Below are 23,072 nucleotides of genomic sequence, written 5' to 3'. Positions count from 1 at the left end.
AGTGGCCTGTGAATAATATTATTTATTTCGATAAGACCTCGTCAAGTTTCAAAGAGGAAGTCAAAACTTACCAGCTTTAGCAGCTTCCTCGATGGAAACGGCTGTGGAAACAGTCATACCAACCATCGGGTTGTTACCAGCGCCGATAAGACCCATCATCTCAACGTGTGCAGGAACTGAAGAAGATCCGGCAAACTGAGCGTCAGAGTGCATACGACCCATAGTATCTGTCATACCGTAGGAAGCAGGACCTGCTGCCATGTTATCGGGATGAAGTGTACGTCCGGTACCACCACCTGAAGCAACTGAGAAGTACTTCTTACCAGCCTCAGTACGCTCCTTCTTGTAAGTACCTGCAACGGGATGCTGGAATCTTGTAGGATTGGTTGAGTTACCTGTGATAGAAACGTCAACGTTCTCCTTCCACATGATAGCAACACCTTCCTGTACATCGTTAGCGCCGTAGCAGTTAACCTTTGCACGAGGTGAATTTGCATCCTTTGAGTAGCACTTTCTGAATACTTCCTCTACCTCACCTGTGAAGTAGTTGTACTTTGTCTCTACATATGTAAAGCCGTTGATACGGGAAATGATCTGTGCTGCGTCTTTTCCAAGACCGTTAAGGATAACGCGAAGAGGCTTTGTACGAACCTTGTTAGCCTTCTCAGCGATACCGATAGCACCCTCAGCAGCTGCGAATGACTCGTGACCTGCAAGGAATGCGAAGCACTCTGTATCCTCTTCAAGAAGCATCTTACCAAGGTTACCATGTCCAAGGCCAACCTTACGACGGTCTGCAACAGAACCGGGGATGCAGAAAGCCTGAAGACCGATACCGATAGCTGCAGCAGCGTCAGCAGCCTTGCGGCAGTTCTTCTTAATAGCGATAGCAGCACCTACTGTGTAAGCCCACTTAGCGTTCTCAAAGCAGATAGGCTGAATACCCTCGATGAGGCTATATACGTCAATGCCTGCTGCCATTGTAATATCTTTACATTCTTCGATAGAAGAGATTCCATACTCCTTAAGGCAAGCCAGGATCTGGGGCTCTCTTCTTTCATATGATTCAAATAAAGCCATTATATTTTCCTCCTTACCTTTATCACTGTTTTCTGGGATCGATGAACTTAGCAGCGTCAGCTACACGACCATACTGGCCCTTAGCCTTCTCGATAGCTGTGTTAGCATCGTCACCGGCCTTGATGAAGTCCATCATCTTTCCAAAGTTAACATACTTATATCCAATAATCTCGTCGTTCTCGTCAAGAGCAAGATCTGTGATGTAACCATCAGTAAGCTCAAGATAACGAGGTCCCTTGTCAAGTGTACCATATGTAGTACCAACCATTGAACGTGATCCCTTACCAAGATCCTCAAGGCCGGCACCAATCTGAAGTCCATCCTCTGAGAATGCAGACTGTGTTCTGCCATAAACAATCTGAAGGAACAGCTCTCTCATAGCTGTGTTGATAGCGTCACATACAAGGTCTGTATTGAGCGCTTCAAGAACTGTAAGACCGGGAAGAATCTCAGCTGCCATAGCTGCTGAATGAGTCATACCGGAGCATCCGATAGTCTCTACAAGTGCCTCCTGGATGATACCATCCTTAACGTTCAGGGAAAGCTTACAGCCACCCTGCTGAGGAGCACACCAGCCGATACCATGTGTATAACCGGAAATGTCCTTAATCTCTTTGGACTGAACCCATTTTGCTTCTTCAGGAATGGGAGCAGCACCATGATGTACCCCTTGTGTGATGGGACACATATTTTTTACCTCTGTTGAGTAAATCATAAGTACCTCCTTATTGTTAGTGTTTACTATAGTATGATAAATTTTTATCGTTTACTACGCACTACAATGGCATTCTACTAAAAATCTCAGTTTATATCAAGGTTTTAAAAGGGGTCAGGTTATAAAATATTGATTAATTTTGCAATCCTAAATCAAATTTAGTTTCTCTCAGGTCAAAAAACTAACTGATTATGAACCACTCAGAAACGCGAAGCGTACTGGACAATCTGCATTATCGGTAATAAAATAAAAGCTCATGGCACGATAAAAGTCACGATAGTCGCGCCATTAACTACATAATATTTCAGGAGGGAACTAAGTATGGAGAAAGTAATGTTGAAGGCATTATCACTTATGCTTGCATTTATGATGATGTTTGGCACAGCAGGTGTTCCTGTAAGTGCGGCAAGTACAGACGCAAAGGCCCAGAGCTTTTGCAAGAAGGTTAATAAGGGGAATAAATTTCAGACCACAATAGGAAGCTACAAGATCAGCTTCAAGAAAAAGGGCAACACCTACAACTTCACTGTTGTTCTTAACACCAAGCTTGGCGAAGGCGCCTTTTCAATGCTTAAATCAATGATGCCTGACAAGTATCAGGAAACTGTTGATGGATTTAAAAATGCTTCTCTTGTAGTTAAAAAGAACGCAAAGAAGGCCGGAATCAAGAAGGCCAGCGTAAGATACATTGTAAAATCCAAAGGCGTAAAGCTTTTTGAATGCAAGAACGGCAAATTAGTATACGAGAAATTCAAGTGATTTTTGAAACAGAAAAGAGAACCTCACCGCGAGGTTCTCTTTTTTATTATTCATGATTTTCTTCTCTTTCTATACCGTCTTCTCGCCGCAATTTTCAATGCGATGTTCCTTATTACGAGAAAACCGCTGACTACAAGTGCAAAGGAAAAGCCAAGCGCTCCAAAAAGTGGTATTCCGAAAATCTCCGGCTTCATATCCGTGGTGCACATAACGCTTGATGAAATAAGAAGTGCGGCAACTCCAAGGCCAATGACCACATTCCTGATCGATGAATATATCAGTTCATTTACCTCTTTTGAAGAGTTTATTGTAATATTCAGCTTGCTCTGTCCTGCCAGGTATTCCTTCATAGCCTGGGCTGTAAGAGCCGGAATTTCAATGCCCTTGTCCGCAGCTCTGTAAAGAGCTCTGCCATATTTCATCATTTCATCGCGGATATCAAGATTCTCTATATAGTCATCCATGATTCTCGCACTGGCAATCTGCATCATATTTATCTCGGGGCTTATCTCAGCGAGAACTCCCTGCATGTGCGCAAGTCCTCTGCAAAGAAGAGTCATGCCGTGCGGAAGTGCGATTCCGTTGTCCTTCATTATGTCCATGAGACACTGGAGCGCAGCAGCTATGTCGAGACTTCCAAAGGACACTGAACCATACTGATCAATAAAGCCCTTAATGGCTACATAAAGCTTCTCTCTGTCAGGAGTTCCGCTCACCTGTCCAAGATCAAGAACTGCATTTACAACTCCCTGAATATCACGGAGAGCAATTCCGCGAACACCTCTCACCATGAGCCGCCTGTCTCTCTCCGAGAGCCTTCCCATCATGCCCATGTCTATCCAAATTATCTTGCCATCTCTTACTTTGACATTACCGGGATGAGGATCTGCGTGGAAAAATCCATCATTCATTACCTGCTTAATAAAGTTGTTGACGAATTTTTCTCCGATCTCATCGAGGTCATAGCCATGTGCAGTCAGGTACTCCACATCATTTATGGAACAGCCGTCGATATACTCCATCACAAGGACCTTGTCAGTGGAGTACTCGTGGAACATTTTTGGACAGCCTACATAACGGACATCCTTATTGTTCCTTGCAAATTCAGCCATATTGCAGGCTTCCTGAAAAAAGTCCATCTCCTCTTTTGCTACGGCCCACATCTCGTCAAGGACCATATCAAGATCGACTATATTCTTGATATCACCCACAGGAGGCATAAGCTTCACAAGTCTGTGCAAAAGGCTGATGTCACGCCTCATTAAATCGTAAACACCTCTGCGCTGAACCTTGATTATTACATCCTCTATGCCGTTTTCAGAGGAAATATCTTTGAGCTTTGCTCTGTGAACCTGAGCAATGGAAGCTGAGCCGAGAGTCTTTTCATCGATCCACTCAAAAATATCCGTATAGGGGCACTCGTAGGACTCCTCGATAATCTCCACAACTTCACCAAATGGCATTGGCGGCACATCGAAATTGAGCTTGGCGAGCTCATCACAATAGCGCTTCGGCAGAATGTCAGAATGCATAGACATTATCTGCCCAAGCTTAATATAGGTGGATCCAAGCTCCTCTAAGATTATTCTGAGCTTTTCAGGTGAAATCCCCCTTGTGATCTTGTTTCTTACAAGGACAGCTTTTATCTCCTTAAGTCTTGCGCTGTCCTCCGCGCTTCTTTGTTTGTCGGTCTCCTTTGAAGCGTCTGCGTTTTTTTCAGCCTCAGCTTTATCAGCCTGAGCGTCAGCAACCTGCCTCATCTTACCGACAAGATCAGTCAAATCAGCCATTTATATCACTCTTTACTCTCTGCTGCCTGGATCAGCTCTTTTAATTTTGCAAGCTCGTCAGCAGAAAGTCCCTCAACAACCTTGGAAAGATCCTTTTTTTCCTCTTCCTTCTTACCTGTATTCTCCTTGACTGTGCGCTTAAGCTCCTGATTAAGAGCCTTGCCCTGCGCAACGGTTATTTCGCCCTTTTCAACCATCTCATCGAGAAGTTCACCTGCCTTCTCTGTAGTGAGAGCGACAGCTCCAACTCCTGCAAGAAGCAGCTTTTTAAGTCCGTCTGTAATTGTGTCCATAATGAAACCTCCTCATAAAAAATGTATATTTTTAATTATTCCAGTCCGGAGCTCTATGCGCTCTCTATGAAATAAATAAAAATGCATATAGTTTTGGGAAAAAGATTATCCCGCCAATGATAGCAGCCATGATGGCGCTCATCAGAACAGCTCCGGCAGCAGCGTCCTTAGCCTTTTTAGCAAGGGGCTTTCTCTCCTCTGTCACAAGGTCAACCACAGCTTCAAGGGCTGTATTAACAAGCTCAAGACTAAGCACAAGTCCAAAGAGCACAAGGCAGAAAAGCCACTCAATAAGTGATATATGAAGTATAAATCCGAAAATCACCACAAGTAGCGTAACCACGCAGTGAATCTGCATATTTCTCTCATGCAAAATTGTATTGAATATGCCCTGAAACGCATATCCGAAGCTCTTATAAAGTTTATTTTTTCTCGTATTTTGTGTATCCATAATTCAATTATATTTTATCAAAAATACGGATAAATGGTCAAAAAATATTATTGTAAAATAATGATCGGTACACCATAGGTTCTTATCATCCCATGTACCACATCAATATTCTTACCATCTATCAGGTTTTTATATGTTCCGTCAGGGGCATCAACACAGATGACCTCTCGTTCTCCGTCAAGTGAAAAAACTCCCAGAGCCCACATTTCACCCTTCTTATGTTTTGCCACAAGGATGCTATTGCTAACTGCATTTACAGTGTATGTACTGTCGGTAAAAATTTCATTGCTCTTAATTTCCGAGAGAGTCCTTATTAGGTCTGTAAGGTCCTTTGCAGGATCACAAATCATGTTTGTGCCGGACTTGTTGCCCTTTACACTATCCGCAGGAACGCTGTATTTGTCCCATCTAACTGCATCCTTATCAAACAGGCTCGGCAAATGCTTTATGCTGTACTCCTCTCCTGCGTACAAAAGAGTCATTCCCTTTTGGAAGAACAGGAACGCCGTGACATTCCTAAGGCTCTTCTCATTTGAGAACAAAAATGCAGCTCGCGGCTGATCATGATTCTCAAGGAATCGGAGTTTTACGTAATTGTCCGGATAGATGTATTCCTGTCTGCAAAGAGCTTTGGCATAGTCGTCAAGAGTTCCTCTACCTGTCACATAGCTTACAAGATCTCCGTAAACATCATATTCATAGCTTACGTCAAAAACACGGAATATCTCAGAATCCGAAAGAGCAGTAAGCCCCATCTCGCGAAGTGCAAGTAAAAACTCAGGCTCTACAGATTCGCTGAGCCACAGGCAGTCAGGGCGAACTGTCGCCACTTCCTCCCTTGCCATCTGCCAGAATTCCAATGGAATAATCGGAGCAACATCGCATCTAAAGCCGTCAACTATCCCTGCCCACATTTTCAGAGTCTCTGCCTGATAGTCCCACAGCTCTCTGTTGTTGTAGTCGAGATCGATGATATCCGACCAGTCACCGACGTGATTGCCAAAGCTTCCATCCTCTTTGTGATAGAACCATTCGGGATGCTCAGATGCAAGAACGGAATCCGGAGATGTATGGTTGTAGACTACGTCTATTATGCACTTCATACCGCGGGCATGGATCTCACCAACAACTGCCTTAAAGTCATCTATTGTTCCGTACTCCGGATTGATCGAACGATAATCACTGATTGCATAAGGTGATCCAAGCTCACCCTTCCTGGCCTTTTTTCCGATAGGATGAATTGGCGCAAACCAAATGATATCAACGCCAAGGTCGCGAATTCTGTCAAGCTGCGGAACCACGTCCTTAAAGGTTCCACCCTCGCTGAAATTCCTGACAAAAATCTGGTACATGACTTTGTTACGCAAACTCTTAGAAGTATCTCTTGCCATATTCTTCCCCCTTAAAAACGACTACAGTGTTAGTTATCCTAGCGCTATCACTTTGCTCCTAAATACTGCATATACCGCATAATCTCTTTAAATAAGTATACCATATATCGTTAATCTTCCTTGTGGAGCTTCACCTTAAATGAAATCTGTCTGGGTGTCCCCATCCCATCAAACTGCACCATGTAGCTCTGCTCCTCCATGTTGATCTCAAGAACAGTCCCAAGGCCTAAAATTGCATGCTTTACTCTCTGCCCGGGCTCTAAGAGATTAACCTTCTCTGCTCCCTTAAGGTGCCTTGAATCATTTTCAATATATTTCCTTACAGCGGATAACATGGAATCATCTGGTTTTTCGGTAAATTCTATATGGCCCTTATCAATGTCTAAAATGAAACGCGAGGGATATCGTGGGATACCTTCGTAATTCATACCTCCCGCTTCTGAGATAAACAGGCGCTTCTTCGCTCTTGTCATGGCAACAAAGGCAAGCCTTCGCTCCTCCTCCATTCCCTCAAGGGTACGGATTTTTCTTGAAGGGAAAATTCCTTCATTCATGCCACACAAAAACACATAGGGAAACTCCAGTCCCTTTGCGGCATGCACCGTCATCAGGCGAACCTTGTCCTCCTGCCCTGCGTCGGAGTCTGCATTGGTGAAAAGTGCAACATGCTTAAGATAATCCTCAAGTCCTACCTCCTCACCACAGGTGGTCTCAAACTCGAACACAGACTGCTTGAGCTCTGCAAGATTATCAAGACGGTCCTGAGCTCCTTCTGTCCTTAGCATCTCCTCATAGCCACTCTCGTTCAGAATCTTGGATAGCACCTCGGAAACAGGAAGTCCCTCGTAGCCGTCCGCAAATCTCTCGATAAGGTCAATGAATTTCCTGGCCTTAGTTCCGCGCATGACTTCATTTTCCAAATTTTCATTAAGAGCCTGATAGAGACTGCATCCGTTCTCAGCTGCATATTGCTCAAGAAAAGCCATTCTGCGCTTTCCAAGGTTACGCCTTGGTACGTTCGCAATTCTCCTGAAGGAAATGTCATCGCGGAAGACGATCATGCGCAGGTAGCACAGCGCATCCTTAATCTCCATCCTCCCGAAAAACTGCACGCCGGAATATATGGTATAAGGGATCTTTTCCTTCAAAAGTCCCTCTTCAATTGTCCTGGTGACATAGTGCGCCCTATAGAGGATTGTCATATCGCGGTAGGGTATGCCCTTGCCCTTCATCACAAGTATCTCTCCGGTAATCCAGTCAGCCTCCGCAGCGGTATCAGGTGCAAGGTGACACAAAACGCTCTCACCGTCAGGAAGTGTAGGTGTAAGCTCCTTCTTGATTCTCTGTGTGTTTTTGTCTATCAGTGAATTCACGGCAGAGAGAATCTGCGGAGTTGAACGATAATTGTCATTCATCATGATAGTCTTCACATCAGGGAAGTTTTTATCAAAATCGAGCAAATATCTAACGTTGGCACCGCGCCAGGTGTATATGGTCTGATCGGGATCTCCCACTATGAAAAGGTTCTTGTGGTACCCGGCAAGCACCTCCATCAGCTCGTACTGAAGGCTGTCGATATCCTGAAACTCGTCTATCATTATGTACTCAAGGCGCTTTTGCCACTTGAGCTTAATGTCTTCATTTTGACTGAAAATATATAGAGAAAACTTGATGAGATCGTTGTAATCAAGTCCGAAGCACTTCTTTTCCTGATAAAGGTAACCATAGAAAAGAATGTCCTTCACCTCAGTGGCCTTGTCGTATTTTTCCTTAAGAGTATCAAGGGACATGGTGATCATGTCGAGATAGTACTCGGGTTCGCCAAAGATCTTGCGGATTTCAAACATATCCCTGGCGGCACTGAAGGTCATGTCTCTAAGAGAAAGTCCCCGCTCCTCATAGATTATCTTGAGCATCTCATCGATATCGGAATTATCAAGAACCAGAAAGCTCTTGGGATAGGAAACCGCATGGGAATCCTCCTGAAGGACAGACACACAGAATCCGTGAAAAGTGTTGATATATCCGGTGTCGTTGTCCCCGGTAAGTCTGTGGATTCTCTGCCTCATCTCATTGGCTGATTTATTAGTAAAAGTCACACAGAGAATATGCCCCGGCATGATGCCAAGGCCGTTCACAAGATATGCAAAGCGGTGGGACAAAGCTCTCGTCTTACCACTTCCCGCGCCGGCAATGACCCGCACATAGCCTTCTGTAGTGGTAACAGCCTCCCTCTGTGCTTCATTAAGATTTTCCAAAATATCCTGCATACTCTCTTCCCCGTTTTCATGGAGTCTTATATACTTACTATTCTAGCAAACGCGTGTTCGGGGCGCAACAATTATTCTTCCGTTATTCTTCATCCACGTATTCATCCTGGATAGCGCATATCTTGTCAAAGCATCTGACAAACGCATCCACTACCATAGGTGAAAACTGCTTACCGCGCTGATTTATGATTTCTTCTCTGGCAACTTCTCTATCCCAGGCTTCCTTGTAGGAGCGTCTGCTGGTCAGCGCATCATAGACATCCGCCACTGCAACAATCTGGGCATAAACGGTAATGGCGTTGCCCTTAAGACCTCTTGGGTACCCTTTGCCGTCCCATCTCTCATGATGCTCATATGCAATGAGTCTTGCCATGGAGATTATTTCGCCGGAGGATTTTCCAAGTAGCTCATTTCCATAAGAGGTGTGCTCCTTCATATGCTCCGTCTCATCCAATGTAAGCGGCCCCGGCTTTTCGATAATTTCCTTCGGAATCAAAAGTTTTCCCACATCATGCATCATTGATGCAATTCTTATACACTCCGTATCCTCTGAAGATAGGCCGATTTCCGCGGCAAGTACCGCAGAGTATTCGGATACTCTTTTTACATGCTGTCCCGTCTCGCCGCTCTTTGCCTCGGATATCTCAGTCAGCTTCAGGATTATGTTGTACTGATTATCCTGGAGTTTTTTCATGTAATCGAGCTTTAACAGCTGTTCTCTTGCAGAGCTGGTATTTATCTTTGCAAATGATCCAAAGAATACCGTAGTGATGGTTGCAATAACATCTACCCATATTGCTGCAAGATTAATTACACCTTTTTCAATTTCAGGAAATACGAAAAACGAACCATAAAGTGCTTCTAACAGGAAAAAGAGTCCCAAAAGATAATGCAGCATCGGCCTCCACTCAATGGCTTTTGCATGCTCAATAACAAACATCATCTCATCTCTCATAAGAAACTGGAAAGCAAACAGCACGATGATAACAACGATGAGATATGTGATCTGAGAAACTCCCACAACCATGCCATATCTGTCTATGACAACATAGATAAAATAGATACTACTGCCTATCATCCATTTGTCCCTTACTATTTTTGTGTAAATATAGGTTGGAATGATAAAGGAAACAGCATCACACAGAAAATAATAGAGAAGGAAAAAGCCTTGATCGTATGAATCCGGAAAATCAGAAATAGCTGGTGCTATAAACGTCTCGAAGCTGCTAACCCTTAGCGCCTCAGTGACTATAGAAACAACAGGGCATGATATGAGAAACAGCACTATTGCCTTTAAAGCAACGTGCTTTTGACGAAAAACATTTTTTACGAGCACGGTGTTTGCAAAAGTAAAGTATGCCGCAAATATTAACCTTGGCCAATAATATGTTACATAAAACAACAGCATTGCAATTCCCTCATGAAAAAACATATGCAGCTATTTTTATTATAACTGTCAAAACAATATAGTAACAAATAAATATTTTATAACCTATTTGGCTATAGTCTCACAGGGCGCAGATAATGTTGTATGATTATTGCATGATTATTTTCCAGGCGAGATCCTGTGTTGATACGGTTTTTCGTTTTAACATTTATATATTCACTATTTTCAGGAACATCAAGGAGCACCATGAACAGGCCGAATTTTAAGGACATAAAAAAGCTAAAAAAAGCCATATTTGAGATAGAAGCTGCCTTTAGGAAGATGTATGAGGATAAATCTCTTCAGATTGAGGATATCAAGCATCTCTGCGGACGCCTGGCAGGCGCAAAGGCAAGGGAAAGTCTTTCCGGTATCTCCACCGAGGAGCTCAAAAATGCCAAGGCCGGAATCAGGGTATCTGCCCTTCAGGAAGCAGGCTACACGGATTTCGGAAAACTGGCAGAAGCCACTGATTACGATCTAATGTCTGTTGATGGCATCGGCGAAAAGCAGATCGGAACCATCAGAGGTATCGTGACGGAATTCGCCAACAGTCTTTCATCAAAGGTGTCGATCCGCCTTGAGGCAGACGGAAGTTCCAGTGATAATGCTGATCTTATAACCTCTCTCTCAAGATTTAAGAGCTGTGAAAAGGTCCGCACCGAAGCGAGTCCCTCTGCCACCCAGCTCAATAACTTTTCAGAAAAAATCAGGAACACAAAAACCATCGGGAATAGTGTTCACTGGATTTTTTCAGGAAGTAATACAAAACAGAATACCCTGCTGCTTGCTGATGAGATGTACGCCTTCTACGACAGTCCGCTATTCGATAGTCTTGTGAAATTCCTTGACCGGTATCACGAGTCTGTAAATATAACGGCTTCATCTGCTATGCAGGACTATGAGAAAAACAGCGCAGATTTCTATGCGCTCCTTGAAGGCATAGGTGCTTCGTCAGGAAACAAGCCATTTCTCTACGACAGCATTCCTTCTGCTCTCGCTGCGGAGATTGACGAAACCGAGCTTGACCTTTTGCACTTTAATGGGAATCTCAGGGCTTATCAGGCCTTTGGAGCGAAGTATATTCTCCATCAGAAAAAGGTGCTGCTTGGAGATGAGATGGGACTTGGCAAAACAATCCAGGCCATTGTTGCGATGTCGCATATCAATCTCTCCGGCGAGAAATGCTTCTTCCTTGTGGTGTGCCCTGCCAGCGTACTTGTGAACTGGGCTAGAGAGATCCGGAAATTTTCTGACATTCCTTCCATCATTTTACATGGGCAGACCCTTGAGGATGCTTTTTCAAAATGGCAGGAATGCGGCGGCGCGGCCATAACCAACTATGAGTCCATGGGCAAAATCGTTGACCGCATAGACAACCACATGCACCTTTCCATGCTTGTTATCGATGAGGCCCATTATATAAAAAATCCCGACGCCAAGCGCACCATGTACATCAGAAGGCTTGATAATGAATCCGAGAGGATCCTTATGATGACCGGAACTCCGCTTGAAAACAGGGTTGAAGAGATGTGCAGTCTTATTGATTTCGTGCGTCCCGACATGACAAAGGAGGTTCGAAGCCTTGCTCACATCAGTTATCTTCCTGAATTCAAGGAGAAGCTCTCACCTGTTTATCTAAGGCGAACAAGGCAGCAGGTTTTACAGGAGCTTCCTCCAATTGATGTTGAAGACGAATGGTGCCTAATGACCAATGAAGATAGGGATGCATATGTATCTGCCGTGGTAAACGGAAGCTTTGCAGATATGCGAAGAGTATCCTTTTTGCAGGATGATATTGGAACCTCTGCCAAGGCGGCAAGACTTCTTGAGCTTTGCAGCGAAGCCCGGGATGAGGGAAGAAAAATCGTTGTTTTCTCATTTTTCAGAGAAACTATCTCAAAGCTGAGCAGTCTTCTTGGTGATAGCTGCATCGGTGTGATCACCGGCGAAACCGCAATCGATAAGCGGCAAAGCATAGTCGATGCGTTTGGAAGTGCTCCTTCAGGAAGCGTTCTCGTCTGCCAGATACAGGCAGGTGGCGTTGGTCTAAATATCCAGTCCGCCAGCATCGTGATTTTCGCTGAGCCGCAAATAAAGCCCTCCCTCACAATGCAGGCTCTATCAAGGGTCTATCGCATGGGACAGGTCAAAAACGTGCTTGTTTACCACCTGCTCTGCCCCGATACTGTGGATGAGAAGATGATGGATATACTGAGCGAGAAGCAATTCCAGTTTGACAGCTTCGCTGATGAATCAGCAATCGCAGACGCGTACGAGAACAAGATGGATAATGAATGGATAAAGAGGCTGATTGAAGAGGAAAGTGAGAAGTATTCGGATTGAAATTTTTTATCAAAACTAAAAAGACCATAAACCCGCAACTCCAGAGTATACCTGGCTTTGCGGGTTTAGTTTATAGTCTTTTAAGATGCTTTTTCCGTATACTTCTGAGAGAATAACTATATAGGGTGGTGTTTTTAAAACTGCAATCAAAATTTTTTTGAACAGTTTGATGAAGAAATAGCCTCCCACAGCGGAATCTCCCGCAATCCAGGGAATGGAGGTATTTATATGAGGAAGCATCTGTTTAAATTCATAAGCCTTACTATTGTCGCAGCCATGCTCGTGACTGCAACTCCTATTGGAAACTTCTTTGATAGCGGCATCGTTCATGCTGATGAAGAAGAAGATGATGAAATTGACATGACCATAAAAGCCCCAGGCAAGGTTGGTCAGCCGTCCGTAGCAAAAATGAATAGAAAATCCTACAAGATCACATGGGTAAAGGTTAAGAAGAACTGCAAGGGCTATCAGATAGAGGTATCACCCTACAAGGATTTCGTAGAACCCGAGGAGCCCGAAGAAACCGAAACACTTGATGAGGACGAAGAGGAAGAGGAAATCGAAGAAATTCAGTATTTTGATGTAACCAAGAAGAAATCCTCACAGAAGGTTACCGATCTCACAAAAGGTAAAACCTACTATGTCCGCGTAAGAGCATACAATGCCTCAGACGAAGGATATCGCTATGGCAAGTGGTCAAAGGTAAAGAAATTTAAGGCTAAATGATTTTTGCCATACTTCGACAGTAATAATCCGAATAAATAAAACACGTTAAATTCAATCAGCGGTAAAAAGTCCTAACTGGACATTCACCGCTGAATTTATTTGAGTTTGTTTTCTATTCATGTATACTACTCAAACTATACTATATTCTTAATATAGTTTATATTTTAGTCTAATTTCGTTTTATTTTTTGATTTAGCAACAAGTTAGAGAGATTTATAATATTTGTTGCCAAATGTATTTATACCCATGTATATGAAAAATGCATATAACAACAAAAGAAGTATCTATTTCTTATTTTGTTGCCATATTCATTTTCGAATTATCATCCACTATAAGAAATGACAACAATATAATACTAATCAGATACTCTTGTTGCTCTGTCTAGTGTTTATAAATTATTAGATACAACAAGAAATCTCATTCTTTCATATTTGTTGCCAATACAATTTTTAAGTCACTTATATATCAGCCGAATCAGCAACAAATTACTGCTATATAAATAATTTGTTGCCTATTCAAAATACTCCTGCACTTCCTACATAATGGGTCTGTCACAGTCGACAGTACATCATTATCTCTGCATAGTTACCTATGAACTACCCTCACCGACTCTGCGTCGGAAAGGTTTTCTGTTATGCCGCTGTGCGGCATGAACCTTCAGTCTGCCTATGGCATCCTGAAGAACATGGCATGTCCACTATGCCCCTCCCATTGTGTTACCTTTGGGAATACTTTTCTCAAGATATTTGCAGCCCCGTTTATGTCTGCATTTGTGAATGTTCCGTCGTAGTGCCTGTAGAGTCCTCTTTTTATCCTTCTTCCTGAAAAAGTGTATTCTTTATTCTTCCCTTTTTCATACATGGGAATAGGATCCATGGCAAGAAAATCAGCCTTTGATGTATAGCTCTCTTCTGTGAGGGCAAATCTTATACCGTATTCAGCAAGCTTATAGCGGATCATATCTGCAAATATCAGCATTGGTATCTGCACAAAATTCTGGTTACTGATATGTCCCATATCTGCTTCCTGTTTCTGGAATACGTTATGTCCCATTACCACAACATCGACACGATTATCCCTTGCATAGTCCGCAAGCTGTCTGCTTATCTTGTGGAACTGGTCCTTTATCCTCCTGTTCCTCTTTTCAGTAAGGATACTCATTTTTCTGGTACGGTATCTCTTATTGCATCTCATGGCACATGATGAGAGCCTGCCCATTTCCTTGTTGTAGAACTGGTTGATGGATTTGATGCTTCCACCTTTTATGACAAAGGGTCTCTCGCCAAAGTTGTTTACTACAGCCGCTATGTTATCTGTCCCGGGATCTAGTGCCATCACGCGGATGCCTGAAATGTCCTCCATATCTACAAGGCTCCTCAGTATTTCCTTATCATCAGCAGGAGCCATGCCCCTTGTTTCCATATCCATGACGACATCTATCACAAAGTCCTTGCCATGGGGCTTAATGCGTACTTCCTTTAGCTTTCCGCAAGGGAAGTCTTCACCAAGTCTTAGCATATCGTTTGTTCCGGGGAATCTGATAAGAGATTCATCCTTTATCCTGCATATCTGATTTGTGAGTATGGCTGTCTTGTACTTTCCCTCACCTACATATTGGGGCATACGGGGACGTCCTGTAAAAGCAGATGGAGTCTTTGCATATGCCTTCACTGCCTCAAAAAAAGACTTGTAGTCCCTAAGGAGGAGTTTAAGTATCTGCTGGTTTGCCTGCGATGGAAGCCCGTAGTATGCCTTATCTTTTGTGGCCTTTAAAAGATAGTCGAGGGCATTGTAAGAAAGCCAGGAACCTTTTACCTGATATTTTGTACCATCAAGGATGTCCTTAACAAGCCTGAATACCTGCATCTGATTGGGATACAGGGGTCTGTAGGATGCCATGGCTTCCTCGGCTGAAGAATACTGACGGATTATGAAATTAGCCCTGTTGTACAGAATGGCGCAGGCTCTGCAGATATCGCTACAGTAACCATATAGTCTGTTGTTCTTACTGATTCTGAACTGCCTTGTTCTGTACACGGTTGTAATTCCTTTCATCAAGCCTTATACTGTGTACTTTCTGTGTTTCATGAAACACACCCTTTTTCGATATTCCAGCCAATTCCGTATTTACGATTTTTCTTCTCATACCTGTCACCCAAACACTTTCTACTTCGTGTGTGTTGCTCCATGTCAGAAATCCAACTCTTTTTTCCTAAAGAGCAGATATGCCAAAATAATGGAAATAGCGCAGATCTTTACAACATGCCAAAGCAGTGTAAAGATTGCCGTGCCACCTGTAAGCAGCAAATCTACTTTTGCACATTCGAGGGCTTGTGAAAAAATATGCCTGTCTATATGCCAAATACTGATCGCAGGAATACTATTCAGACCGCTCATCAGCGTACTTCCTGCAAAAAGCAGGAATGCATCCACCAGTGTTGCATAGGCAACGTTCTTACTCCAGAAGAGAATGATCATGGATATTGTTGCATAACCCAGAACGATAAAAGCATTGGTTAGTATCGTGCTGTATAAAAAACTGCTTTCTGATCCGTTCATCTTCGCTCCCATAATCAGACCTGTAATAGTGATAAAAAGAGTATAGATTCCATATGAAATAAAGGTTACGATTACGCAATTGATGAACTTGGCAATCAGGAGCCTCCTTCTTGAAATCCCTCTTCCAATAAGGCACTGCATAGAATTTGACGTGAACTCATCGGCATATACGCTCACGTATATAGCAATTCCTATAAACAGATTCATTGTGTTTACAGCTGTTCCCTGATTAGAAGCAAATGAAAACCCACTCATCCCGCCGCTGTTGTTTGATTGAACAGACCAAAAGAGTGAAATAAGCAGGCAAATTCCAAGTACAATCCAATACGCCGGTTTTCTCAGGATTCTTTTCACATCTGCAAAAATTAGATTTTTCAAAAGTCAAACTCCTTTCTCCGAAAAAAATGAGTCGTAATCGCCAGTGCTGCCAGGAGATAACAGACAGCGGGCAGAAGCTGCCAGGGGACTGCTCCCACTTCTATTCCGGTATATGCCCAATCAAGCAACCCGTCAAAGGTATAATCATATAATGAAAGGGAAGAAAAAAACTCTACTATGTTAAACACCAGTTTAAACACAACCGTAAATGCGATACATGCGATAATGCCAAGAACTGTAGAACCGGAAATGTACATGATCATGGCAGAAAAGACAATGTAACCAAAGTGTCTAAGCCACCTCAGGATGATATATATAATAAGATTCACCTGCTGCTGCGGGCTTAATACGATTCCCGATTCTGAATTTATTACTATAAGAGCCGCTGCAATTATGACCAGATACAGGCAAAACAGTAAAATGGCAGCATCAAGAAGCTTGGCGATTATGAGCTTATCCCTGGTTATACCATGACCAAGCACAGTCTGCATGGATTTTGAAGATAACTCATGTGCGAAAACAGCATAGAATGTAGGAAAGACTATGAAAAGAGCCATAACCGCCCCGCTAAGTGCTTTCTGCACACCATTTATCAGTCCGATTGAGCCATCATTTACAATACCTTCAAGTACTGTATATGAAATATAGATCAGCGCAAGGAAAAGACCTCCATAGATAAGGCCAATCCGAAAGATACGCTTCAAATCTGCCCTTAACAAATTTCTCATTCTGCTGACCCTCCAATGAGTTCAAAGTAATAGTCTTCCAGAGTAACTTTCTCTTTTCCTTCTTTCAGGACATCAATACCATTTTCTGCAAGAATGCTTTTGGCTCTCTCCAAATTACCGGCAGAAACAGTCAGTTCTACTTCAGGGCGTTTTGCAGAAAGGTCATCCTGTGTGATTTCTTTTGCTATAACTCCATTGTGTACTATGCCGAAGCGATCTGCAGTATTTTCCAGTTCACCAAGAATATGACTCGACACTATGACTGTCATACCAAACTCATCCCTGAATCGCCGTATCATGTGCCGAATATCGGCTATACCCTGAGGATCCAGGCCGTTGGTCGGCTCATCAAGGATGAGAATATCAGGATTACCAAGGATCGCATTGCCTATTCCAAGACGCTGTTTCATTCCAAGGGAATATCCCTTGGCTTTCTGATTTTCCTTACCGTCGACAAGACCCACAACCTTCAGAACACGGTCCACCTCCTGCTTTAGCGCTTTTCCCTTGAGCCCCTTTGCAGCTGCATAGTATTCAAGATTTGCTTTCCCGGAAAGATATCCGTAGAAATTTGATCCTACAAAAAAACCAACCTTTGACCTGTTTGCAAACAGCTCTTTTCGATTCTTTGAGCCATCTATGGAAACACTGCCGGAAGTGTATTCCGACAATCCTAGAATCATCTTGAATATCGTGGTTTTTCCTGCGCCGTTTTTGCCCACCAGACCGTAGATGTCGCCTTTATTAACCTGCATGGTGACACCTTTTAGTACGTCATGTTTGCCATAGCTTTTGATTATGTTATCAAGTCTTATTGCTGCATTTGAAATCTCTGATCCCATAATTAGTCTCCTTCCTGAATAAGACATCACCAGACACTTACTCTTTTTTCCGGGCTTAGGTACATTCCATCTCCAGGCTTAATATCATAGGTTTCGATGAATTCATCATATTGTTGAAGTATAATGTTAATTCTGTGGAATGGAAGAGGATGCACGTCGCCTCTCATTGTGGCAAGTTCGTTTTCCTTAGTTGTCTGTTCCGCATACTGTCTTGCAAAGGCTCTGAAAAACTCGTCATAATCAAAATCAGGCAAATCCCTTGCCACATATAGAGCTGACTTGATGCCTCCCATATCGGCTATGGCTTCATCTTTTATAATGTTTCCATTTACTTTCTGTTGCCCTGGAATAGGTCTTGCAAGCGAGAAATAACCGGCAAGCTTTGAAGCCTTTTCTTCCATCTTTGACCTGTCCTCAATAGCCATCCAGTCTATGGTGTTTATATTTTCATCAAACTGCCGCCCGTACAGGTCAAACTTTGTTCCGTTAGAATCAAATCCATGGGTTATCTCATGACCAATAGTAGTTCCTACGATTCCCGCAAACTGCTCAAGTGATGAATCAGCTCCGTATGCGGCATCACACATGGCTAAATAACCCGCCATTATATAGATACCGTTTTCGCTTGTATAATACACACAGTTAACCTCGGTAGTAGTTCTGCCTGCGTCATAAATATCCCACTTGAATCTGTCCCAATCCGGACTCTTACTTATATCTGCCCTGTGAGCTTCCAACATGCGTCTGCCCTCAGCAGCAGCCTCAACAAGGTTGCCTCCTTCTTCGTAGGATTTTACTTCTGCTAATGAATAGTCCGCAACATTATCAGGCTTTATGAGGTGCAAGGCCATATTTTTCAACTTTTCTTTTGCAGCAGTTTTTGTATCATCTGACATCCAGTCTTCTTCATCAAGTATTTGTAAATAAGCCTTTATCAGCGCGTCAGTAAATTCTTTTACCTGATCTGTTTTTTCGCTGTCCTTAAAGTATTTCTCCAGGTATAACGTATCCAATAACGGAAGAAATCCGCAGATTGACATATCATTTCTAAAGAGGGCGCTGTACAGGCCATCTGAAAATTCCTCATGGTCTTCGGCGCTTTGGGTATAAAGCGCAACCATCTTTTCATAGGATTCGCGGTCAAGAAGATACTTGGTCGAATCGATGGTATGGACTATAAGAAATGACTTGATATCCTTAAGATTCTTTTTGGTATAAATCCCGGGCAGAGACTTAAGATATGTATAATCCAAATAAAAACTATCGCATCCCGAATAGCCTCTGCTATCGAGTATCTGTAAGAGCGGATAATCCCCTTGTAAATCACCCACCCCTTCTCTGTTATTTTGAACCTTTGTAAACATATCTCTTATGCCGTAGTAATCCATATTACTGTTTCTGGCGATAAAAGTTTCTATTCTGTAATTGCCCTTTAAGGTATCTTTAATCTCTTTTTCAGAAAAGCCAAGCCTTCCAAGATAATATCCAATTACATCATCGGTTCTTTCCTTTGCTGCCAATGTGTCACTTGAATATTCCATATATGAAGAGACAGATCCGAGGGAAAGACCCGGAGCCTTAAGTTTCAATGTACTCTTGTCCGGGAACTGCATTTGTACTCCTACTGATTCCGGCATTAGTAACCCAAGGCCAAAGGGATTTCTCTTAATGCTTCCCTGATATTCTGTAAGTTCACTTATAGAGGATATACTCTGTATGTCTGAAATATATTTTTTAAGCGGTTCTACTCCAAGCTTGTTTCTCTCATCCCAATTAGAGTACAGCTTTATCAAAGCTTTGTATTTTAAAGCATTGTCGTCTGTCATAGCATCATCAGAGGCAATCGCCATGCATCTTTCATACACCAGCTTAGATGCATCAAGAGCTATACTGGCCTCTTGATAATCAGGATCCATAACTGCAGACAAAATATAGTCTTTATTTACAGCCGCTGCAAAGTCGTCCTGAGGCCGTATGTTATCTTCCGATTTGACCATGCCGATAACGTCTGAATCAACCCATTTTCCTCCTCCGGGTACTCCGGAAAGATCTGAACTTCCTACTTCCTGAGAAGACATGTCCGAGCCTGCATTGCTGTCTTTGTTTCCACATCCGGCAGGCATTAGAGCCAAAGCAGCCAAAAGTATTATTGAAGTTGTTTTTCTAAATGCATTCCATTTTTTGCCTATCATTAGCTGTCCTTCTCCTATCTCATCAATAAGATTTTCGTCAGTTGTTTTGCATAAATACTCTATTTACATTGTATTAGATATCGACTGCGCGAGTCTACTTCACAAGACAATTTTAGACTTATTTTAGGAAATTTTTATATTGTATTTCGTCTTTTCCTTTCAGCACTACTACACATGTGGATGCGTTTTTGTTAAGGTTTACATTAATGTGCTGACCAAAATCTTCATGTTATAATTGGGCAGGAGTGTGTAGATTATGAATAGAATCGATGTAGAAAAATACACGAATAAATCTGTACTCACCAATGGGAGCTGCCTTAATGCGATTGACAAAAACACGGCACTGGCTATATACCCCACACCTGTAATAATTGATGGGATAAGCACAGTAAATCCATTAGACATTTTCATTGTTATCGCCCATGTTATTTCAAGAGTTCCTGCAATAAACAAATAAATCCACTTCATTAGAAAACCTCCATATGTTGTCTTTTGGCACATCAAACAACACTATGGAGGAGTTCTGCACACATATAGCTTGTGTGGATATCTAGAAAATGATACTCTCATCATATCTAATTTGCTCAGAAAAGGTTTCATACCCTTATATTTTAATAGTTAAAACAAATAAAAAAGTACCCATGAAATCCGCACCTGAAGCGGATTTCATGGGTATTAAAACATCTTCATTTATAGAATAATATCTTCAATCATTCCTTTTCATATCGTCAATTTTCTCAAGACTAAACTTTATCGCATCGATCAAGACATCAGCCTTAATAGGCTTTTTGATGAAATGCAGTGCACCGTGCCTGAAGACTTCAAACTCAGTCTCCTCCTGCTCATTAGCAGTCATGAAAACCGCATAGACGTCACTGCCATAGATTGCGCGTAGTTTATCCATCATCTGAAGGCCATTCATGCCGGGCATCATATAATCCGAGAGAATAAGGTCAGGACGATTTGCTCCATATTTTTCAAGGGCAGCTTCTCCGGATACGGCAGTGATAACATTAAATTGCTTCGACAGGATTTTGCCAAGCATCATAAGGATCATTTCGTCATCATCCACCACAAGTATAGTCTTATCAAACATATAAAGTCTCCTTAATGAGTAGATTCAAAAAAGCATCAAAACAATACAAACTTATGTAATGATTTCACAATTTTATTCTATTACAGCCATTCATAAATAACTAGACCAAAAATCATTTATGCTACAATTCTACCATTGATTATAGCACTTGATACTATTTACAAAAAATCCCGCACAGCCAATACGCATATGCCTAAAGTCTGAGCGGGATTTTATTATCTTTTTTCTTTATTCAAAATACATCCTTAGTTAGCAGGCATGTCAGCAACGTCACCTAAAATCTCTTCCTCATGGATCTTCTGGATTTCATCGATTGCTGAAAGCATGGGCTGAATGTCCTTACCCTTAATTTTTCTATCAACATAGTTCTGTGTGATTTTCATAACAGTACCGCTGAGTGCAAGCACACCGATAAGGTTGGGGATAGCCATGAGACCGTTGAAGGTATCTGAAATATCCCAGGCAAGTGCAAGGTTCATTGTGGAACCTACAAGAATGAAGATTACGAACAGGCACTGATAAACCTTGACCGCTTTTGAACCAAAGAGATACTCGAATCCCTTGCTGCCGTACTGGCTCCAGCCAAGAACTGTTGAAAATGCGAAGAACAGAATAGCGATAGCAATGAAGGCTGCTCCTGCTTTTCCAAAGATAGTTGAAAATGCCTCTGCAACAAGTGCAGTAGATACCTGGTCTGAAATAACCTCACCTGTCTCAAGATTTACAAGTCCGCTGGAAAGCACTGCAAATGCTGTAAGTGTGCAGACGATGATAGTATCAGCAAATACCTCGAATATTCCCCACATACCCTGAACTACGGGCTCTCTTACGTTTGAACTTGAGTGAACCATAACTGAAGAACCAAGACCTGCTTCGTTGGAGAACACGCCTCTCTTCATGCCCCACTGCATTGCAATGGCAACGCCGCTTCCTACGATACCGCCGCCAACAGCTCTCATTCCGAATGCACCCTTAAAGATAGCTGCAAATACTGCGCCTGCCTTATCTATATTGAAGATAAGCACTGCGATAGCACCGATGAGATAAACGATTGCCATGAAAGGAACAAGTCTCTCTGTAACAGATGCAATTCGCTTAAGTCCGCCAACTATTACAAGTCCTGCAAGAACCATAAGCACGATTCCTGTTGCAACAACAGGGATTCCAAAAGCAGAGTTCATATTTATTGCAATTGAGTTGACCTGGCTCATATTTCCTATACCAAATGAAGCAAGTACGCAGAAAACGCTGAACATAACTGCAAGTAATGCACCTATCTGTGCGCATCCGGGCTTACTTCCAAGACCATCCTTAAGGTAGTACATAGCTCCGCCGCACCACTCATCTCTCTCATTTCTTCTACGATAGTAGATACCAAGAACATTTTCTGAGAAGTTAGTCATCATTCCGAAAAATGCAACGATCCACATCCAGAAAATAGCTCCGGGGCCACCTGAAACAATTGCTGCAGCAACACCCGCAATATTACCTGTTCCGATTGTAGCTGCAAGTGCAGTACAAAGACTCTGGAACTGGGATATCTGCATGTCATCCTTATCGGTATGAGCAGTGACCTTCTTATCCTTGAAAATACCGCCTACGGTATTTTTGATCCAATGCTTAAAATGTGCAATCTGGAATACCTTTGTGAGACATGTCATAAGAATACCGGTACCAACAAGAAGTACCAACATCGGAAGTCCCCATACAAATCCATTAACAGCACCATTGACATTAGCAACATTACTTACAAAACTCTGCATAATTTTCCCTCCGCCCATTATAAAAATTTCATCGACAGCGCAAATGCTTTTACCATTTTACCACATTAAAGCAGTAAATTGAGTGATCACTTTTATAAAAGCATTATTAGCAAAAAGAAAAGGCGCTACGACTTGAAGCCGCAACGCCTTTGTTACTTTTGTGTTAGTATATCAGATTGCTTATGAAAATATCAACCCTTTTTGAATTTGAACACAGCCTTTTTTGCTCCGGCCTTTTTGATCTTCTTCACAAGCCTGTTATATACC

At 42.4% G+C, this 23,072-nt stretch carries 21 protein-coding genes; 3 read left to right on the top strand and 18 right to left on the bottom strand.

What is annotated here, in order from left to right:
• Positions 1-60: 60 nt before the first annotated feature.
• Positions 61-1,080 carry a GGGtGRT protein gene (locus tag G586_RS0120410; protein WP_022763477.1) on the bottom strand — a complete coding sequence of 340 codons (1,020 nt, stop codon included), beginning with the start codon at positions 1,078-1,080 and terminating at the stop codon, positions 61-63.
• A 22-nt stretch (positions 1,081-1,102) separates the two neighbouring features.
• Positions 1,103-1,795 (bottom strand): iron-sulfur cluster assembly scaffold protein, encoded by a 693-nt coding sequence (locus tag G586_RS0120405; protein ID WP_026529184.1) that lies wholly within the window; start codon positions 1,793-1,795, stop codon positions 1,103-1,105.
• A 321-nt stretch (positions 1,796-2,116) separates the two neighbouring features.
• Between G586_RS0120405 and G586_RS0120400 the strand changes: the two genes are divergently transcribed.
• A complete protein-coding gene (locus G586_RS0120400; protein WP_026529183.1) occupies positions 2,117-2,554 on the top strand; it encodes a hypothetical protein in 438 nt (145 codons plus the stop codon).
• 50 nt (positions 2,555-2,604) lie between these two features.
• On the opposite strand, the gene G586_RS24270 is transcribed toward G586_RS0120400, so the two are convergent.
• The 6 genes from G586_RS24270 to G586_RS25450 all read right to left on the bottom strand — a co-directional run bounded on the left by G586_RS24270 (position 2,605) and on the right by G586_RS25450 (position 10,157).
• Entirely contained in the window at positions 2,605-4,344 is a 1,740-nt protein-coding gene (locus tag G586_RS24270) for an ABC1 kinase family protein (RefSeq protein WP_242832076.1), read from the bottom strand.
• 5 nt (positions 4,345-4,349) lie between these two features.
• Positions 4,350-4,637: a phasin family protein gene (locus G586_RS0120390; RefSeq protein WP_026529182.1), complete on the bottom strand. Its 288-nt coding sequence runs from the start codon at positions 4,635-4,637 to the stop codon at positions 4,350-4,352.
• Positions 4,638-4,701: 64 nt separating this feature from the next.
• A complete protein-coding gene (locus G586_RS0120385; RefSeq protein WP_026529181.1) occupies positions 4,702-5,088 on the bottom strand; it encodes a diacylglycerol kinase family protein in 387 nt (128 codons plus the stop codon).
• Positions 5,089-5,135: 47 nt separating this feature from the next.
• Complete coding sequence (locus tag G586_RS0120380; protein ID WP_026529180.1) at positions 5,136-6,479, bottom strand: alpha-amylase family glycosyl hydrolase; 1,344 nt, start codon at positions 6,477-6,479, stop codon at positions 5,136-5,138.
• Between the two features lie 110 nt (positions 6,480-6,589).
• On the bottom strand, positions 6,590-8,749 hold the full coding sequence (locus G586_RS0120375) for an ATP-dependent helicase (RefSeq protein WP_026529179.1): 2,160 nt from the start codon (positions 8,747-8,749) through the stop codon (positions 6,590-6,592).
• A gap of 82 nt (positions 8,750-8,831) precedes the next feature.
• Complete coding sequence (locus tag G586_RS25450) at positions 8,832-10,157, bottom strand: HD-GYP domain-containing protein (protein ID WP_051204983.1); 1,326 nt, start codon at positions 10,155-10,157, stop codon at positions 8,832-8,834.
• Between the two features lie 225 nt (positions 10,158-10,382).
• Between G586_RS25450 and G586_RS24260 the strand changes: the two genes are divergently transcribed.
• Entirely contained in the window at positions 10,383-12,521 is a 2,139-nt protein-coding gene (locus tag G586_RS24260) for a DEAD/DEAH box helicase (protein ID WP_035773835.1), read from the top strand.
• A 15-nt stretch (positions 12,522-12,536) separates the two neighbouring features.
• Here G586_RS24260 and G586_RS26460 read toward each other — a convergent pair whose 3' ends face one another.
• Positions 12,537-12,710, bottom strand: coding sequence for a hypothetical protein (locus tag G586_RS26460; RefSeq protein WP_155834317.1), 174 nt, complete (start codon positions 12,708-12,710; stop codon positions 12,537-12,539).
• A gap of 39 nt (positions 12,711-12,749) precedes the next feature.
• On the opposite strand from G586_RS26460, the gene G586_RS0120360 reads away from it, so the two are divergent.
• Positions 12,750-13,247: a fibronectin type III domain-containing protein gene (locus G586_RS0120360; protein ID WP_026529178.1), complete on the top strand. Its 498-nt coding sequence runs from the start codon at positions 12,750-12,752 to the stop codon at positions 13,245-13,247.
• A 666-nt stretch (positions 13,248-13,913) separates the two neighbouring features.
• On the opposite strand, the gene G586_RS0120355 is transcribed toward G586_RS0120360, so the two are convergent.
• From G586_RS0120355 to G586_RS0120320, 9 genes are all read right to left on the bottom strand, one after another.
• Positions 13,914-15,302, bottom strand: coding sequence for an RNA-guided endonuclease InsQ/TnpB family protein (locus tag G586_RS0120355; RefSeq protein WP_026529177.1), 1,389 nt, complete (start codon positions 15,300-15,302; stop codon positions 13,914-13,916).
• Positions 15,253-15,393, bottom strand: a complete 141-nt coding sequence (locus G586_RS26455) for a hypothetical protein (protein ID WP_155834315.1) — start codon at positions 15,391-15,393, stop codon at positions 15,253-15,255. The genes G586_RS0120355 and G586_RS26455 overlap by 50 nt, the downstream gene beginning before the upstream one ends.
• Positions 15,394-15,437: 44 nt before the next feature.
• A complete protein-coding gene (locus tag G586_RS0120350; protein WP_026529176.1) occupies positions 15,438-16,184 on the bottom strand; it encodes an ABC transporter permease in 747 nt (248 codons plus the stop codon).
• Positions 16,181-16,912 (bottom strand): ABC transporter permease, encoded by a 732-nt coding sequence (locus G586_RS0120345; RefSeq protein ID WP_026529175.1) that lies wholly within the window; start codon positions 16,910-16,912, stop codon positions 16,181-16,183. The genes G586_RS0120350 and G586_RS0120345 overlap by 4 nt, the downstream gene beginning before the upstream one ends.
• Positions 16,909-17,754 (bottom strand): ABC transporter ATP-binding protein, encoded by an 846-nt coding sequence (locus G586_RS24255; RefSeq protein WP_051204982.1) that lies wholly within the window; start codon positions 17,752-17,754, stop codon positions 16,909-16,911. The genes G586_RS0120345 and G586_RS24255 overlap by 4 nt, the downstream gene beginning before the upstream one ends.
• A 26-nt stretch (positions 17,755-17,780) precedes the next feature.
• Positions 17,781-19,946: a M13 family metallopeptidase gene (locus G586_RS0120335; RefSeq protein ID WP_026529174.1), complete on the bottom strand. Its 2,166-nt coding sequence runs from the start codon at positions 19,944-19,946 to the stop codon at positions 17,781-17,783.
• Positions 19,947-20,144: 198 nt separating this feature from the next.
• On the bottom strand, positions 20,145-20,357 hold the full coding sequence (locus G586_RS27685) for a hypothetical protein (protein ID WP_442852461.1): 213 nt from the start codon (positions 20,355-20,357) through the stop codon (positions 20,145-20,147).
• Positions 20,358-20,652: 295 nt separating this feature from the next.
• Complete coding sequence (locus tag G586_RS24245; protein WP_051204980.1) at positions 20,653-21,042, bottom strand: response regulator; 390 nt, start codon at positions 21,040-21,042, stop codon at positions 20,653-20,655.
• A 245-nt stretch (positions 21,043-21,287) separates the two neighbouring features.
• A complete protein-coding gene (locus tag G586_RS0120320; RefSeq protein WP_035773833.1) occupies positions 21,288-22,805 on the bottom strand; it encodes an alanine/glycine:cation symporter family protein in 1,518 nt (505 codons plus the stop codon).
• Positions 22,806-23,072 lie beyond the last annotated feature (267 nt).

The sequence above is a fragment of the Butyrivibrio sp. VCD2006 genome (assembly GCF_000423925.1).
Classification (GTDB): Bacteria; Bacillota; Clostridia; order Lachnospirales; family Lachnospiraceae; genus Butyrivibrio.
This window is presented reverse-complemented; position numbering and strand designations above follow the sequence as displayed.